We start from the raw sequence: 13681 nt of genomic DNA on the forward strand, positions 1-13681 counted from the left end.
CTCCCCCGCTCATTGGATGCGGTTGTACTCGTTCTGGTACTGGTTGCGCTGATGGATCTGACGCTGCCAGCTGTCCTTGTCGCCCGCCGTCCAGCCCTTGGCCACGAACGGGTCGCCGGGGGCGCCCTGCCAGGCGATGGAATCCGACTTCTTGTGCGTGGCCGAGACGGTCTGCGGCTTCTCGCTGCACGCCGCCAGCAGCGCGACGGTGGCGAGCATCGATACGATCAACGCGGTGCGGGTCATGACGGCTGCCCTCCGCCGGCCGGGGCGCCGGGTGCGGTGCCCTGCGGGGTGCTGGGGGCCGCCGGAGTGCCGTTGGCAGGCGCCTGCGGCTTGCCATAGGCCGTGCCCCAGCCGAACACATCGCCGCCCGTGCCGCGCTTGATCACGCGGTTGCGCAGGATGTCGGCAATCACGTCGCCATCGCCGCCGAGCAGGGCCTTGGTCGAGCACATTTCCGCGCAGAGCGGCAGCTTGCCCTCGGCCAGCCGGTTGCGGCCGTACTTTTCGAATTCTTCCTCGCTGCCGTTCTTCTCCGGGCCGCCGGCGCAGAACGTGCACTTGTCCATCTTGCCGCGCACGCCGAAGGTGCCCTCGCTGGGGAACTGCGGGGCGCCGAACGGGCAGGCGTAGGAGCAGTAGCCGCAGCCGATGCAGACGTCCTTGTCGTGCAGCACCACGCCGTCGTCGGTGCGGTAGAAGCAATCCACCGGGCAGACGGCCATGCAGGGCGCGTCCGAGCAGTGCATGCAGGCCACCGAGATCGACTTCTCGGCGTTGAGAATGCCGTCGTTGATCGTCACCACGCGGCGCCGGTTGACGCCCCAGGGCACCTCGTGCTCGTTCTTGCAGGCAGTGACGCAGCTGTTGCATTCGATGCAGCGCTCGGCGTCACAGATGAATTTCATGCGTGCCATGTGTCTCTCCGCTTCTCAGGCTCAGGCAAACCGCTCGATCTGGCAAACGGTGGTCTTGGTTTCCTGCATCATCGTCACCGAGTCGTAGCCGTAGGTGGTGGCCGTGTTCACGGCCTCCCCCCGGACGATCGGGTACGCGCCATCGGGATAGAACTGCTTGAGATCCTTGCCTTCCCACCAGCCCGAGAAGTGGAACGGGATGAACGCCGTATCCACGCCCACGCGCTCCGTCACCAGCGCGCGCACCTTGAGGCGGGCACCGGTCGGCGTGCGCACCCAGCAATAGTCGCCGTTGCGGATGCCCCGCGCGGACGCTGCCTGCGGGTTGATCTCGACGAAGTTCTCCTGCTGCAGCTCGGCCAGCCACGGGTTGGAGCGGGTTTCCTCGCCGCCACCCTCGTATTCCACCAGCCGGCCCGAAGTCAGGATGATCGGGAATTTCTCGTAGATCTTGTTCTCGATGTTGCGCTGCTGCACCGACTTGTACAGCGTGGGCAGGCGCCAGAAGGCCATCTTGTCGTCGTGGGTCGGGTACTTGGCGACCATGTCCGGCCGCGTGGAGTACAGCGGCTCACGGTGCTGCGGGATCGGGTCGGGGAAGTTCCAGACCACGGCGCGCGCCTTGGCGTTGCCGAACGGATGGCAACCGTGGTTCTTCATCACCACGCGCTGGATCCCGCCCGAGAGGTCGGTCTTCCAGTTCTTGCCCTCGGCGGCCTTCTTCTCGGCGTCGGTCAGGTCGTCCCACCAGCCCAGCTTCTTCAGCAGCACGTGGTCGAACTCGGGGTAGCCGGTGGTGATCTCCGCCCCGGCCGAGCAGGAGCCATCCTCGGCCAGCAGGTTCACCCCGTCGCGCTCCACGCCGAAGTTGGCGCGGAAGTTGCCGCCGCCGTCCATGACGTGCTTCGAGGTGTCATAAAGATTCGGCGATCCCGGGTGCTTGAGTTCGGGCGTGCCGTAGCACGGCCACGGCAGGCCGAAGTAGTCGCCGGTCAGGTCGTAGCCGGTGACCGGGTCCTTGCCGCCCTTGCAGCGCAGCGTCTTCACGTCGAACATCTGCATGTTGCGCATATGCGACTTGAGCCGCTCCGGCGACTGGCCCGTGTAGCCGATGGTCCAGTTGCTGGCGTTGATCTCGCGCAAGATCGATTCGGTCTCGGGCTCCTGCCAGGTACGGCCGGCGCGCTTGACCTCGATCATCTTGTAGTTCTTCGACAGCTCCTTGCCAAAGCCGAGCTTCTCGGCGAAGGCCTGCATGATGGTGTGGTCGGGCATCGACTCGAACAGCGGCTCGATGACCTTCTCGCGCCATTGCAGCGAGCGGTTCGAGGCCGTGCACGACCCCGAGGTCTCGAACTGGGTGGCCGCCGGCAGCAGGTAGACGGCGCGGTTCGGATTGATCTTGTCGCCGTCGGTCGGCGTCATGTTCGCCATGGCGGCCGTGGCGGAGGGGTACGGGTCCACCACCACCAGCAGGTCGAGCTTGTCCAGCGCGCGCTTCATCTCCAGGCCGCGCGTCTGCGAGTTCGGGGCGTGGCCCCAGAAGAACACGCCACGGACGTTGTTGTCCTGGTCGATCAGGTCGCGCTTCTCGGTCACGATGTCGATCCAGCGGGACACCGTGGTGCCGGACTTTTCCATCAGCGTCTGCGAGACGAACTGCTTCTTGATCCATTCGTAATCCACGCCCCACACCGCCGCGTAGTGCTTCCACGCGCCGGTGGCCAGGCCGTAGTAGCCCGGCAGGGAGTCGGGGTTCGGGCCCACGTCGGTGGCACCCTGCACGTTGTCATGGCCACGGAAGATGTTGGCGCCGCCGCCCGACACGCCGATATTGCCCAGCGCCAGCTGCACGATGCAGGAGGCGCGCACGATCGCATTGCCGATGGTGTGCTGGGTCTGGCCCATGCACCAGACCAGCGTGGACGGGCGATTCTTCGCCATGGTCTCGGCCACCAGCTTCACCTGGGCCTCGGGCACGCCGCAGACTTCCTCGACCTTGTCCGGGGTCCACTTGGCCAGGACCTCGGCCTTGACCTTGTCCATGCCGTAGACGCGGTCGTTCAGGTACTTGGGGTCTTCCCAGCCGTTCTGGAAGATGTGATACAGCACGCCGAACAGGAAGGCGATGTCGGTGCCCGAACGGATGCGCACGTAGTGATGCGCCTTGGCCGCCGTGCGGGTGTAGCGCGGGTCCACCACGATCACCTTGCAGCCGTTCTCCTTGGCGTGCAGCAGGTGCAGCATCGACACCGGGTGCGCCTCCGCGGCGTTGGAGCCGATATACAGCGCCGCGCGGGCGTTCTGCATATCGTTGTACGAGTTCGTCATCGCCCCGTAACCCCAGGTGTTCGCCACGCCGGCCACGGTGGTGGAGTGGCAGATGCGCGCCTGGTGGTCGGTATTGTTGGTGCCGAAGAACGACACCCACTTGCGCAGCAGGTACGACTGCTCGTTGCTGTGCTTGGAAGAGCCGACGAAGAACATCGAATCGGGGCCGGTCTCCTGGCGGATGGCCTTCATCTTCGCCGTGATCTCGTCCAGCGCCTGGTCCCAGCTGATCTTCTGGTACTTGCCGTTGACCAGCTTCATCGGGTACTTGAGCCGGTACTCGCCATGGCCGTGCTCGCGCAGCGCGGCACCCTTGGCGCAGTGCGCGCCCATGTTGATCGGGGAGTCGAAGACCGGTTCCTGGCGTATCCAGATGCCGTTCTGCACCACGGCATCCACCGCGCAGCCCACCGAGCAGTGGCCGCACACGGTGCGCCGTACCACGATCTCGCCCTTGCCGGCCCCGGCGCCGGTCTTGCCGTCGTCGGCATCGGCCTTGCGGATCAGCGTCAGTTGCGTGGCGGCCAGCCCGGCACCCACGCCGATGCCCGACCGCTTGAGAAAGCTGCGCCGATCCATCGTCGGCATCGCCCCGGCCAGCCCGGCGGCCAGGCGGGACGCCAGGCGCCCGTTGCCATTGCCATTGCCATGACTATTGCCATGACTGGAAGGATGGGCCTGCGGAGCAGTTGGGTCGGCGAGCCGGTTCGCAACCCGGTCGGTCTGGCCTTGGTCCGCGCGCTTGCGGGTCAGGATCATGTCTTGCCTCGGCGAAAGAGGGGGGACGAGAGACAAGGCGCGCCAGCCGGCACGCCGTGCGGGCGCCCAGGTCTAGATCAGCGTGGTGCGGTAGTACTTGCGGATATGGGCGGAGACCCGGTAGCCCTGGCTGTCGGGCGCGGGATCGGCCGCATCGGCGGTGGTGGGCGGCGCGAGGGCATCGGCCAGCGCCGATTGCCCGCGCGTGGCCACAGCGGCGGCACCGGCAGCGGCAACCACGCCAGCCCCGGCCAGGAAGGTCCGGCGTGCGACCCGGGATTGCTTGTCTTTCATGGGGGCTCCTGTCGGCTTTGCGTGACCGATGGATGATCTATTTATGCCTTGTCTTGCATATTCTAGATTGAAGCGAAATGAAAGACCACACTGTCAATCGGAAAATCCTCAAACTGCGGATAAACCCGATGCTTGCGTTGGCCTTTCACACGGCTTTCACACAATCGCCCTGCCTCAATGCATCTCCAGCGCCACCGCCTCCACGCCGGTGAACGCGCGCAGCAGTTCTGCCGCACTGCGGTAGAACTGCGCCTGCGGGTGCTCGGCCAGCGCGTCGCAGAGTCGCTCCATCCACGGCTGCATATGGCGGGCAAAGAAGCGCTGCTGCTCGCCGGCGTTGCAGACCGCCACATCATCCCCCGCCACCAGGAAGCGCATGACCTCGCACAGTGTGGCGATGTGGTCCTCGGTCTCGCTGATGCCCTCGTGCCGAGCCAGCCCGTAGCGGGCCAGGTCGTCGCGCAGCGCCACCAGCGGGCGTTCGTTCAGGAAGCCGGCCAGGTAATAGGAGCCGTACAGGAAGACCTCCTGCTTGCCCACGCCGACGAACAGGCGCGCGTACTCGTCGGCGGCTTCCTCGGCGGTGGTCGTCGATGCTGCGTCGCACAATGCGTTCCAGGCCTGGCCCAGCACCGTGCGGGCGTCCTCGGCAGTGGCGCGGTTGGCGGCAATGTGGTGGAGCAGCGCGGCATCGGGCGGCTGGAAGAACAGCGTGGCCAGCAGGCCGTAGAGGTCCGCGCGGGCCATGTCTTCGGCGTCAGGCTCGCCGGGGGCCGGCGCGGGCGGGATCAGCTGAATCGGCTGGAAATCGGTCATGTCTTGATAGGTCTGGTCGGCCGCACCCTGCGGGGCGACTGGCGTTACTGGAGCGTGGCCCCGCGCGTCGCGCCGGTGTCTTTTTCGATCATGTCCACCACGCGGCAATCGGCACACATCTTCAGCCGGTCCGCGTTGGCGCCCGCGAAGGCCGGGTGGCCGGCCAGTCGCACCAGCATCGACTGCACCATCTGGGCGGTGCCGAACGGCTTGGCGCAGCGGATGCAATGGAACGGCTGCGTCTCGTTCAGCGTCACCGTGCGGCGGGCGCCCTCGCCCGTCAGCAGGCGCGGCACCAGCGCGATGGCGTCCTCCGGGCAGGTGGTCTCGCACAGCCCGCACTGCACGCAGTTGCGTTCGATAAAGGCCAGCACCGGGCGCTCGGCGTTGTCGCGCAGCGCGTTGGACGGACACGCGCCCACGCAGGCCATGCACAGCGTGCAGCGGCCCGTGTCCACGGTAATGGCGCCCAGCGGCGCGCCGGCGGGCAGCGGCACCACTTCGGCCGGCACCGGGGCATGGCGGGCGAGATGGTCGATGGCGAAGTCGAGCGTCTCGCGCTTGGCCAGCGCCGCGCGGAAGCTGGCCGGCGGCGGCGCGGTCACGCGCGACGGGGGACTGGCGAGCGCGGCGAGGCCGGCATCCAGCCCGCCCACGTCGCCCGCTTCCACGAGCGTCAGCCGCAACCCGCGATAGCCCAGCCCTTCGACAATGGCGCGCGCCACATTCATCTGTTCGACCAGCGCGGCGCGGTACTGCGGGGCCTCGTCGCCGGTCAGCAACACGGCCACGCCGCCCGCGCCCCAGCTCAGCGCCGCCAGCCAGAGTTCGATGCCGGTGGCAGCCGGGTGGAACAGCGGCACGGGAATCACGTTGGGCGGCACGCCGCGCGCCTGCCCGGCCCGGGCCGCGCGGCCCAGCGCCAGGATGGCCGGATTTCCATACTCCTCGCCATGCAGTAGCAGCACGGCATCACGGCCGCCGGCGGCGTTGTAAGTCGAGACCAGCGTGCGCAGCCGCTCGCCAAGCGCCTCGGGGCCGGGATAGGCGTAGCTGATGGCGCCAGTCGGGCAGACCGTGGTGCAGGCGCCGCAGCCCATGCAGAGATTGGGCGTGACCTCGATGGAACCCTTGCCATCGCGCCACCGCGAGCCAATCGCCTGCGTCGAGCAAATGTCGATACATGCGGTGCAGCCGGTGGTCTGGTTACGGCCGTGGGCGCACAGGCTTTCCTTGTAGCGGAAGAACTTGGGCTTCTCGAACTCACCCACCAGTTGTTGCAGTTGCAGCGCGTGGGCATGCTGGCGCGCCACGTCGGCGCCCGCGTGCAGGTAGCCCTGCGGGGGCTGGTGCATGGCGAAGGCCGGGGCGTCGTTGAGGTCGAACACTAGGTCGAAGCGCGCCTCGGTAGTGGCGGCAGGCCGGTCGAAGTCGATCGCCGCCGCCGCGCCGCAGGCCTTCACGCAGTCGCGATGGTCGCGGCAGCGGTCCAGGTCGATCTGGTAGCTGAAGTCGATCGCCCCTTCCGGGCAGGCATCGACGCAGGCGTTGCAGCGCGTGCAGAGGTCGAGGTCGATCGGGTTGCTCTGGCCGGCGCCGGTCCGCCAGCTGGCCGTGAAGTTGCCGAGCCAGCCGGTCAGGCCGGCCAGCGTGCCGCTGTGGACGGGCCACGCGCGGCTGGCGGGCGGCGTCACATCGCTGATCGATGCGCCGGTCAGCAGCACGGTGACTTCGAGGCCGGCCTCGGTGAGCCGGCCCGCCCAGGGCAGCGCCCGCGCGGCCGGGCCCAGTACCAGGACGGCGCCGTGCGAGCGGTAGTCCACCACCGCCACCGGGTCGGGCTCGGGGAGCGCGGCGGCAGCCAGCAGGGCGGCGATCTTGGCGTTGGCGGTGGCCGGGTCACGGCGCGCGCCCTGCGACCACCCGCCGGTCTCGCGGATATTGACGAAGCGCACCGGCGCGGTGACCACACCGCCCTCGCGCGCGGCGCCAGCCACCTCGGTGAACAGCGGACTTTCCTGGGTGCAGGCCACGATGACGTCTTCCGCGCCATCGAGCGCCCGGCGGAAATCGCCGATTTCACGCCGGCACAGCAGGCGGTGGACCTTCAGGGAACCAGAGGCATCGGACAGTGCCGCCCCGTCAAGCGGCATGGTGTCGTTGCAATTGCAGATCAGCGTCGGCATGGGGCAAGACTGCTTGCCGGCCCGGCGCCCTCTTCGTGGTGGAGGATCGTCCGGTCGGCGGATTTGTAGGGGTGGCCCATTCTAGGCCCACACGCGGCGCAGGGCTACGCGCGTTTATCCGCAGGGAGGGGCGGGATGGCGATGTCGGCGGGGGTGTCGGCGGGGAGGTCGGGCGCGGATTGGGCTTGCGCGACCTCGGTTTCCGGGGATTCCTCGGCTTCCAGCGCCTTGGAATCGGCCGCCATCTCGCCCTCCCCCTCCGTTTCCTTTTTCTCTTTCGCTTCCCCTTCCTTTTCCTCTTCCTCGATCGGGTCGAACAACCCGAGCGTCTGCGACTGGGTCATGCGGCGCAGCACATCGAGCGGAATCGGGTCCGGCTTGCCGTAGTCGTCGATATAGGTGTCCAGCCCGTCCATCACATTGAAGTGCGGATCGGCGAACAGGGTCTTCAGCGCGGCGCGCTTGACCGTCTCGTCCACGCCACGCGCCACGAAGCGGGCGATGTTGTCGCCCGGCTGCAGCAGCGCCACGTCGGCCAGGGTGGGCAGCGGCGCGGCTTCCTGGGTGTCGGCAGGTGGCGCAGCGGGGGATTCCGCTAACGCCGCCGGGGTGGCTTCAGGCACCAGCGCCGGCTCGGCGGGCACCGGCTGGCCCTCGCGCACGGCGGTCTTGCGGCGCGACCAGCGCGAGAGGAAGGAGGAATCGGCGTCGCTCATGGCAGGGTCCGGGGCCGGTCAGTACCGCGCGCGGTCTTCCGGCGCCTTGAAGGACTCCGGACGGCGCCGTTTCTTGGGCTCGGGGCGATAGTTTTCCTGCGTGAACGCTTCGAGCCACTCGCGCTGCGCGGGTTCCAGCGGCACGTTCTCCACGCTTTCGCCGGCATCGAGCCAGCGCCCGGCCTCGTTGTAGGAGAGCGTCACCGTCACCGGCACCGCGCGGGTCTCGCCATCGGCATCGGGCTCCTCGGCCATGCGCCACAGCACGAACCAGCACGGCGTGGTCGAGGTCAGGTTCAGGTAGTAGCCCTCGCCCTCGTCGCGATACAGCGTCACGGGATGGCCCGGATAGAGCCAGCGCGCGCCGTGGCTGTCGGCATCGAGCCGCAGCGGCGCGGCGCCGTACTCGCCCAGGTCCGGCAGCACCGCGTCCAGCTCCCACTTCCAGGGCTGCCAACGGTTGGCCAGTGGCACCTTGCGCATCACCACGGCCATGGTGACCCCAGGCCGGCCAGCCGGCGGGGTCTCGGGCGAGACAGGCGATGCGGGAAGGGTTTCGTCCATGGCGGCGGCCGGCCTCAGGTGTTCTGCACCACGATGCTCGGGAACTTGTTCGTCATGTCACGTGCCTTATCAGCCACTTTGATGGCGACCTTGCGCGCCACTTCGCGGTAGATCCCGGCAATCGGACTATCCGGCTCGGCCACCACGGTGGGGCGGCCCGAATCGGCCTGTTCGCGGATCGACAGGTTCAGCGGCAGGCTGCCGAGCAGGTCCACGCCATACTCGCCGCTCATCTTGTCGCCGCCGCCTTCGCCGAAGATATGCTCGACGTGGCCGCAGTTCGGGCAGCAGTAGACCGCCATGTTCTCGACGATGCCGAGGATCGGAATGCCGACCTTCTCGAACATCTTGAGCCCCTTGCGGGCGTCCAGCAGCGCGATGTCCTGCGGCGTGGTCACGATCACGGCGCCGGTCACCGGCACCTTCTGCGACAGGGTCAACTGGATGTCGCCGGTGCCCGGCGGCATGTCGACGATCAGGTAGTCCAGGTCGTGCCAGTTGGTCTGGCGCAGCAGTTGTTCCAGGGCGGACGTGACCATCGGGCCGCGCCACACCATCGGATTGTCCTGCTCGATCAGGAAGCCGATCGAGTTGGCCTGCAGGCCGTGGCCCTCCAGCGGCTCCATGGTCTGGCCGTCGGCCGACTCGGGGCGGCCGTCGATGCCCAGCATCATCGGCAGGCTCGGGCCGTAGATATCGGCATCGAGCATGCCCACGCGGGCGCCCTCGGCGGCCAGCGCCAGTGCCAGGTTCACGGCCGTCGTGGACTTGCCCACCCCGCCCTTGCCCGAGGCCACCGCAATCACGTTCTTCACGCCCGGCAGCAGCTTCACGCCGCGCTGCACCGCGTGGGCCACGATCTTCATGGTCACGGTCACGCTGACGTTGGTCACGCCGGGCAGGGTGCGCAGCGCGCCAATCACGAGCTTGCGGATCGGTTCGATCTGGCTCTTGCCCGGATAGCCCAGTTCCACTTCCACCGAGACATCGCCGCCGTCCACCCGCACGTTGCGGGCGGAGCGCGTGGACACCAGGTCGCGGGCCGTGTTGGGATCGATCACGGTGCGCAGGGCATCGGTTACCTGTTCAATGGTGAGGCTCAAGGCAGACTCCGCTTCTTTATATAGGTCGGTGGGGATTAGGCGCGTAATGTATCAAAGTATGAAGGAGCAGCCAGGGGCGCGATAGCGCCGGGCGAGATCCCCTCCATCGAGTGTGGAATTACAGACATTTACATCTCTGACACCTTTGCCCTTGTGCGGGTGCTGCCATGTCCCTATTGTAGTGCGCCAGTGCCCGGCCACCCGCCTGGGGCAACGCCGGCAAGGCGCCCGGCCCCCATCGTCCTGCTTGTTTTCAAACGCATGATGAAACTTGTGGGCGCTCGATGCGTCAATCCGGCGGATGCAGTTACCATGCGGTATGCCGTTGGCCGAACATTTGTGAAATATCCCAGCATGTCATCAGAAGGAGAAAGCATGAGATTCAAGCTCGTCACCGTCTCGCTCGCCGTTGCCGCAGCCCTGGCCGGTTGCGCCACGGAGCAGCAGACCCATACCGCGGTCGGCACTGGCGTGGGCGCGGCCGTGGGTGCCGGCCTGGGCAACCTGATCGGCGGCAACACCACTGGCACGCTCGTGGGCGCGGCGGTGGGCGGTGCCGTGGGCGGGGCCACCGGCTACAACTGGAATGCCATCCGCGGCAAGCTGAGCAAGGACACGGCGGGCACGGGCACCCAGATCACCGAGCAGCCGGACGGCTCGCTCAAGGTGAATATCCCGAGCCAGGTGACGTTCGATACGGACAGCGCGAGCATCAAGCCGTCGTTCCGCTCGGTGCTCGACCAGGTGTCGCAGACCCTGGGCCAGCACCAGGACGTGGTCGCCAACGTGGTGGGCCATACGGACAGCACCGGCAACCCGAACTACAACATGCAGCTCTCGCAGCGCCGCGCCCAGAGCGTGGCGTCGTACCTGGGTGACCGCGGCGTCGCCCGGAACCGCCTGAGCGCCGAGGGCCGGGGCCAGACGCAGCCCGTGGCGGACAACGCCACCGAGGCTGGCCGGGCCCAAAATCGACGAGTCGAAATTTTCTTGAAACCAATTCAGGGGTGAGCGGGTCATACCGTTCAGATACCGCTTGCCACCGTTGCTGGCTCGCGATGGGTGGCTGACCTCCCGGGCGGTATCTGATTTCTCCTCCTTTTCCGTTGTGGAAAGCTGCGCCGGTACCAACCGGCGCTTTTTTTTTGGTCGAACGGTTTGCAATGCCGATTCCGGACGCGCCGGCGCCCCGCTTGCTAAAATAGCCGCTTTCCGTCCTCGCGCCCGCCCTCCGGCGGCCCGCCGGACCTCATCATCATTCCCCGGCCTCCTTCATGACCGCACGTCGCATCCTCGTCACATCCGCCCTGCCGTACGCCAACGGCCAGATCCACATCGGCCATCTGGTGGAATACATCCAGACCGACATCTGGGTCCGGTTCCAGCGCATGATGGGCAACGAGGTCTATTACGTGGGCGCCGACGACACCCATGGCACGCCGGTCATGCTGCGCGCCGAGAAGGAAGGCATCAGCCCGAAACAGCTGATCGACCGCGTCTGGACCGAGCACAAGCGCGATTTCGACAGCTTCCTGGTCTCTTTCGACAACTACTACAGCACCGACGCCGAGGAAAACCGCCAGCTCTGCGAGAAGATCTACCTGGCCCTGAAGGCCGAGGACCTGATCGCCGAGCGCGAGGTGGAGCAGTTCTACGACCCCGTCAAGAACATGTTCCTGCCGGACCGCTTCATCAAGGGCGAGTGCCCGAAGTGCGGCGCCAAGGACCAATATGGCGATTCATGTGAAGTATGCGGCACAACTTACGTGCCGACCGACCTGAAGAACCCGTATTCGGTGGTCTCCGGTGCCACGCCGGTGCGCAAGACGTCGACGCACTTCTTCTTCAAGCTGTCCGATCCGCGCTGCGAGAGCTTCCTGCGCGAGTGGGTGGCCGACCTGGCTCAGCCGGAAGCCGCCAACAAGATGCAGGAATGGCTGGGCGGCGAAGGCGAGGCCTCCACGCTGAGCGACTGGGACATCTCGCGTGACGCCCCGTACTTCGGCTTCGAGATCCCGGGTGCCCCGGGCAAGTACTTCTACGTCTGGCTGGACGCCCCGATCGGCTACTACGCCAGCTTCAAGAACCTGGCGGAAAAGAAGGGCATCGACTTCGACGCCTGGGTCGGCCCGCACTCCACCGCCGAGCAGTACCACTTCATCGGCAAGGACATCCTGTACTTCCACACGCTGTTCTGGCCGGCCATGCTGCGTTTCTCGGGCTACCGCACGCCGACCAACGTCTTCGCGCACGGCTTCCTGACGGTGGATGGCGCCAAGATGAGCAAGTCGCGCGGCACCTTCATCACCGCGCAGAGCTATATCGACACCGGCATGAACCCGGAATGGCTGCGCTACTACTTCGCGGCGAAGCTCAACGCGAGCATGGAAGACCTGGACCTGAACCTGGACGACTTCGTCGCCCGCGTGAACAGCGACCTGATCGGCAAGTACGTGAACATCGCCAGCCGTGCGGCGGGCTTCCTGGTCAAGCGCTTCGACGGCAAGGTCAACGAGGCCGCGCTCGGCAACCCGCTGCTGGTGCAGCTGCGCCAGGCCGCGCCGCAGCTCGCCGCCTTCTACGAGGGCCGCGAGTACAGCAAGGCACTGCGCCTGGTGATGGAGCTGACCGATGCCGTGAACGGCTTCGTGGACGCCAACAAGCCGTGGGAGCTGGCCAAGGACGAGGCGAAGCGCGATGCGCTGCACGCAGCCTGCTCGGTCTCGCTCGAAGCCTTCCGCCTGCTGACGGTCTACCTGAAGCCCGTGGTGCCGGCCATGGCCGCCGGCGTGGAGCGCTTCCTGAACATCGAGCCGCTGGACTGGCGAGCCATCGACAAGCAACTGTCGGCCGACCGTCCGGTGCAGCCGTACGCCCACCTGATGACCCGCGTCGACACCAAGCAGATCGAGGCGCTGGTGGCTGCCAACCGCGACTCGCTCCAGGCCACCGCCGCCCCGGCTGGCGCTGATGGTGCCCAAGGCGCCCCGGCCGGCATCGAGCCGATCGGCGACACCATCACGATCGATGATTTCGCGAAGATCGACCTGCGCGTGGCGAAGATCGTGGCGTGCGAGAAGGTGGAAGGCTCCAGCAAGCTGCTGCAACTGACGCTGGACGTGGGCGAAGGCAAGACCCGCAACGTGTTCTCGGGCATCCAGTCGGCCTACACGCCGGAGCAGCTGGTGGGCAAGCTGACCGTGATGGTGGCCAACCTGGCGCCGCGCAAGATGAAGTTCGGCATGTCCGAAGGCATGGTGCTGGCAGCCTCGGCGGCCGACGAGAAGGCCAATCCGGGCCTGTACATCCTGGAACCGCACAGCGGCGCGGTACCGGGCATGCGGATCGGCTAAGTTCGCCTACCGTGTGTTCGCTCCCCTCTTCCCAATGGAGAGGGGAGAAAAGACTTCATCCCCCCTGCCGCGACGGGTCGTCGCTGCGTGACGTGGTGGTCACCACGCCCTGGCTGTTGAAGTGGACGTTGAAGAACGCCCGGTCCGCGGGCGACTCCTGCCAGCGATAGCCCCACACCTCCTCCTGCTTCAGCGCGAACGCCTCCACCTTGGTCGGCTTGCCGAGCATGCGCCGGATGCCGTCCTGGCTCATGCCGGGGCGCACGCGCTGGAAGTTCTCGGCCGTCAGCACCTGTTCGATGGTGCGCACGGTGCCGTCCGGCGCGGTGGTCACCATCCACGTGGTCACGCCCTCGGGCCCGCGCGGGTACTCTAGCCGCTTGCCGCCATCGGCCTCCTCCCACACGATCTCGGGCTTGCCGGCCTGGCGGCGCACGTCATCCTCGGTCGATTTGCCGATCTCGATGCCCTTGAATAGCTGGCTGTCCGGCTTCACGCTGTTCCACGTGTCGCGGGCCACGTTGCCGGCCTTTTTCATCGCTTCGTCCACTTTCTGCTGGTCGCAGCCGACCAGCGCAAGCAAGGAGGCAATCAGTCCCATGGTGGCAAGGCGTCTGCGCGACGCGTAAGTGAAGGTCA

At 67.0% G+C, this 13681-nt stretch carries 12 protein-coding genes; 2 read left to right on the forward strand and 10 right to left on the reverse strand.

Annotated features, from left to right (window positions below; all coding sequences use genetic code 11):
- Nucleotides 1-9: 9 nt before the first annotated feature.
- The 9 genes from AC1DFU_RS18000 to apbC form a co-directional block, all read right to left on the reverse strand.
- Nucleotides 10-246, reverse strand: a complete 237-nt coding sequence (locus AC1DFU_RS18000) for an EexN family lipoprotein (RefSeq protein ID WP_092290677.1) — start codon at nt 244-246, stop codon at nt 10-12.
- Nucleotides 243-920, reverse strand: a complete 678-nt coding sequence (gene fdh3B / locus AC1DFU_RS18005) for a formate dehydrogenase FDH3 subunit beta (RefSeq protein WP_092290679.1) — start codon at nt 918-920, stop codon at nt 243-245. Before fdh3B ends, AC1DFU_RS18000 begins: the two co-directional genes overlap by 4 nt.
- 21 nt (nt 921-941) lie before the next feature.
- On the reverse strand, nt 942-4010 hold the full coding sequence (locus tag AC1DFU_RS18010; protein WP_092290681.1) for a molybdopterin-dependent oxidoreductase: 3069 nt from the start codon (nt 4008-4010) through the stop codon (nt 942-944).
- Nucleotides 4011-4082: 72 nt separating this feature from the next.
- Nucleotides 4083-4304, reverse strand: a complete 222-nt coding sequence (locus tag AC1DFU_RS18015) for a formate dehydrogenase (RefSeq protein WP_092290683.1) — start codon at nt 4302-4304, stop codon at nt 4083-4085.
- 174 nt (nt 4305-4478) lie between these two features.
- A complete protein-coding gene (locus tag AC1DFU_RS18020) occupies nt 4479-5120 on the reverse strand; it encodes a TorD/DmsD family molecular chaperone (RefSeq protein ID WP_441590695.1) in 642 nt (213 codons plus the stop codon).
- 44 nt (nt 5121-5164) lie between these two features.
- On the reverse strand, nt 5165-7306 hold the full coding sequence (locus tag AC1DFU_RS18025) for a 4Fe-4S binding protein (protein WP_441590697.1): 2142 nt from the start codon (nt 7304-7306) through the stop codon (nt 5165-5167).
- 104 nt (nt 7307-7410) lie between these two features.
- Complete coding sequence (locus AC1DFU_RS18030) at nt 7411-8022, reverse strand: DUF3306 domain-containing protein (RefSeq protein WP_441590699.1); 612 nt, start codon at nt 8020-8022, stop codon at nt 7411-7413.
- An 18-nt stretch (nt 8023-8040) separates the two neighbouring features.
- A complete protein-coding gene (locus AC1DFU_RS18035) occupies nt 8041-8586 on the reverse strand; it encodes a DUF3305 domain-containing protein (RefSeq protein WP_092290691.1) in 546 nt (181 codons plus the stop codon).
- A 14-nt stretch (nt 8587-8600) separates the two neighbouring features.
- Entirely contained in the window at nt 8601-9689 is a 1089-nt protein-coding gene (gene apbC, locus AC1DFU_RS18040; protein ID WP_441590701.1) for an iron-sulfur cluster carrier protein ApbC, read from the reverse strand.
- Between the two features lie 375 nt (nt 9690-10064).
- Here apbC and AC1DFU_RS18045 point away from each other — a divergent pair, with 375 nt between their 5' ends.
- Both AC1DFU_RS18045 and metG read left to right on the forward strand, forming a co-directional pair.
- On the forward strand, nt 10065-10700 hold the full coding sequence (locus AC1DFU_RS18045; RefSeq protein WP_092290695.1) for a YiaD family glycine zipper/OmpA-like lipoprotein: 636 nt from the start codon (nt 10065-10067) through the stop codon (nt 10698-10700).
- Between the two features lie 263 nt (nt 10701-10963).
- On the forward strand, nt 10964-13042 hold the full coding sequence (metG, locus tag AC1DFU_RS18050; RefSeq protein WP_092290697.1) for a methionine--tRNA ligase: 2079 nt from the start codon (nt 10964-10966) through the stop codon (nt 13040-13042).
- 55 nt (nt 13043-13097) lie between these two features.
- Here the strand turns inward: metG and bamE are convergent, their stop codons facing one another.
- Nucleotides 13098-13643: an outer membrane protein assembly factor BamE domain-containing protein gene (gene bamE / locus AC1DFU_RS18055; RefSeq protein ID WP_092290907.1), complete on the reverse strand. Its 546-nt coding sequence runs from the start codon at nt 13641-13643 to the stop codon at nt 13098-13100.
- Nucleotides 13644-13681 lie beyond the last annotated feature (38 nt).

The sequence above is a fragment of the Cupriavidus sp. 10L45 genome (genome assembly GCF_056395225.1).

Coding starts and splice junctions, on each gene's coding strand:
- AC1DFU_RS18000 (WP_092290677.1), bottom strand. CDS start 246: ATGACCCGCACCGCGTTGATCGTATCGATGCTCGCCACCGTCGCGCTG.
- fdh3B (WP_092290679.1), bottom strand. CDS start 920: ATGGCACGCATGAAATTCATCTGTGACGCCGAGCGCTGCATCGAATGC.
- AC1DFU_RS18010 (WP_092290681.1), bottom strand. CDS start 4,010: ATGATCCTGACCCGCAAGCGCGCGGACCAAGGCCAGACCGACCGGGTT.
- AC1DFU_RS18015 (WP_092290683.1), bottom strand. CDS start 4,304: ATGAAAGACAAGCAATCCCGGGTCGCACGCCGGACCTTCCTGGCCGGG.
- AC1DFU_RS18020 (WP_441590695.1), bottom strand. CDS start 5,120: ATGACCGATTTCCAGCCGATTCAGCTGATCCCGCCCGCGCCGGCCCCC.
- AC1DFU_RS18025 (WP_441590697.1), bottom strand. CDS start 7,306: ATGCCGACGCTGATCTGCAATTGCAACGACACCATGCCGCTTGACGGG.
- AC1DFU_RS18030 (WP_441590699.1), bottom strand. CDS start 8,022: ATGAGCGACGCCGATTCCTCCTTCCTCTCGCGCTGGTCGCGCCGCAAG.
- AC1DFU_RS18035 (WP_092290691.1), bottom strand. CDS start 8,586: ATGGACGAAACCCTTCCCGCATCGCCTGTCTCGCCCGAGACCCCGCCG.
- AC1DFU_RS18045 (WP_092290695.1), top strand. CDS start 10,065: ATGAGATTCAAGCTCGTCACCGTCTCGCTCGCCGTTGCCGCAGCCCTG.
- metG (WP_092290697.1), top strand. CDS start 10,964: ATGACCGCACGTCGCATCCTCGTCACATCCGCCCTGCCGTACGCCAAC.
- bamE (WP_092290907.1), bottom strand. CDS start 13,643: ATGGGACTGATTGCCTCCTTGCTTGCGCTGGTCGGCTGCGACCAGCAG.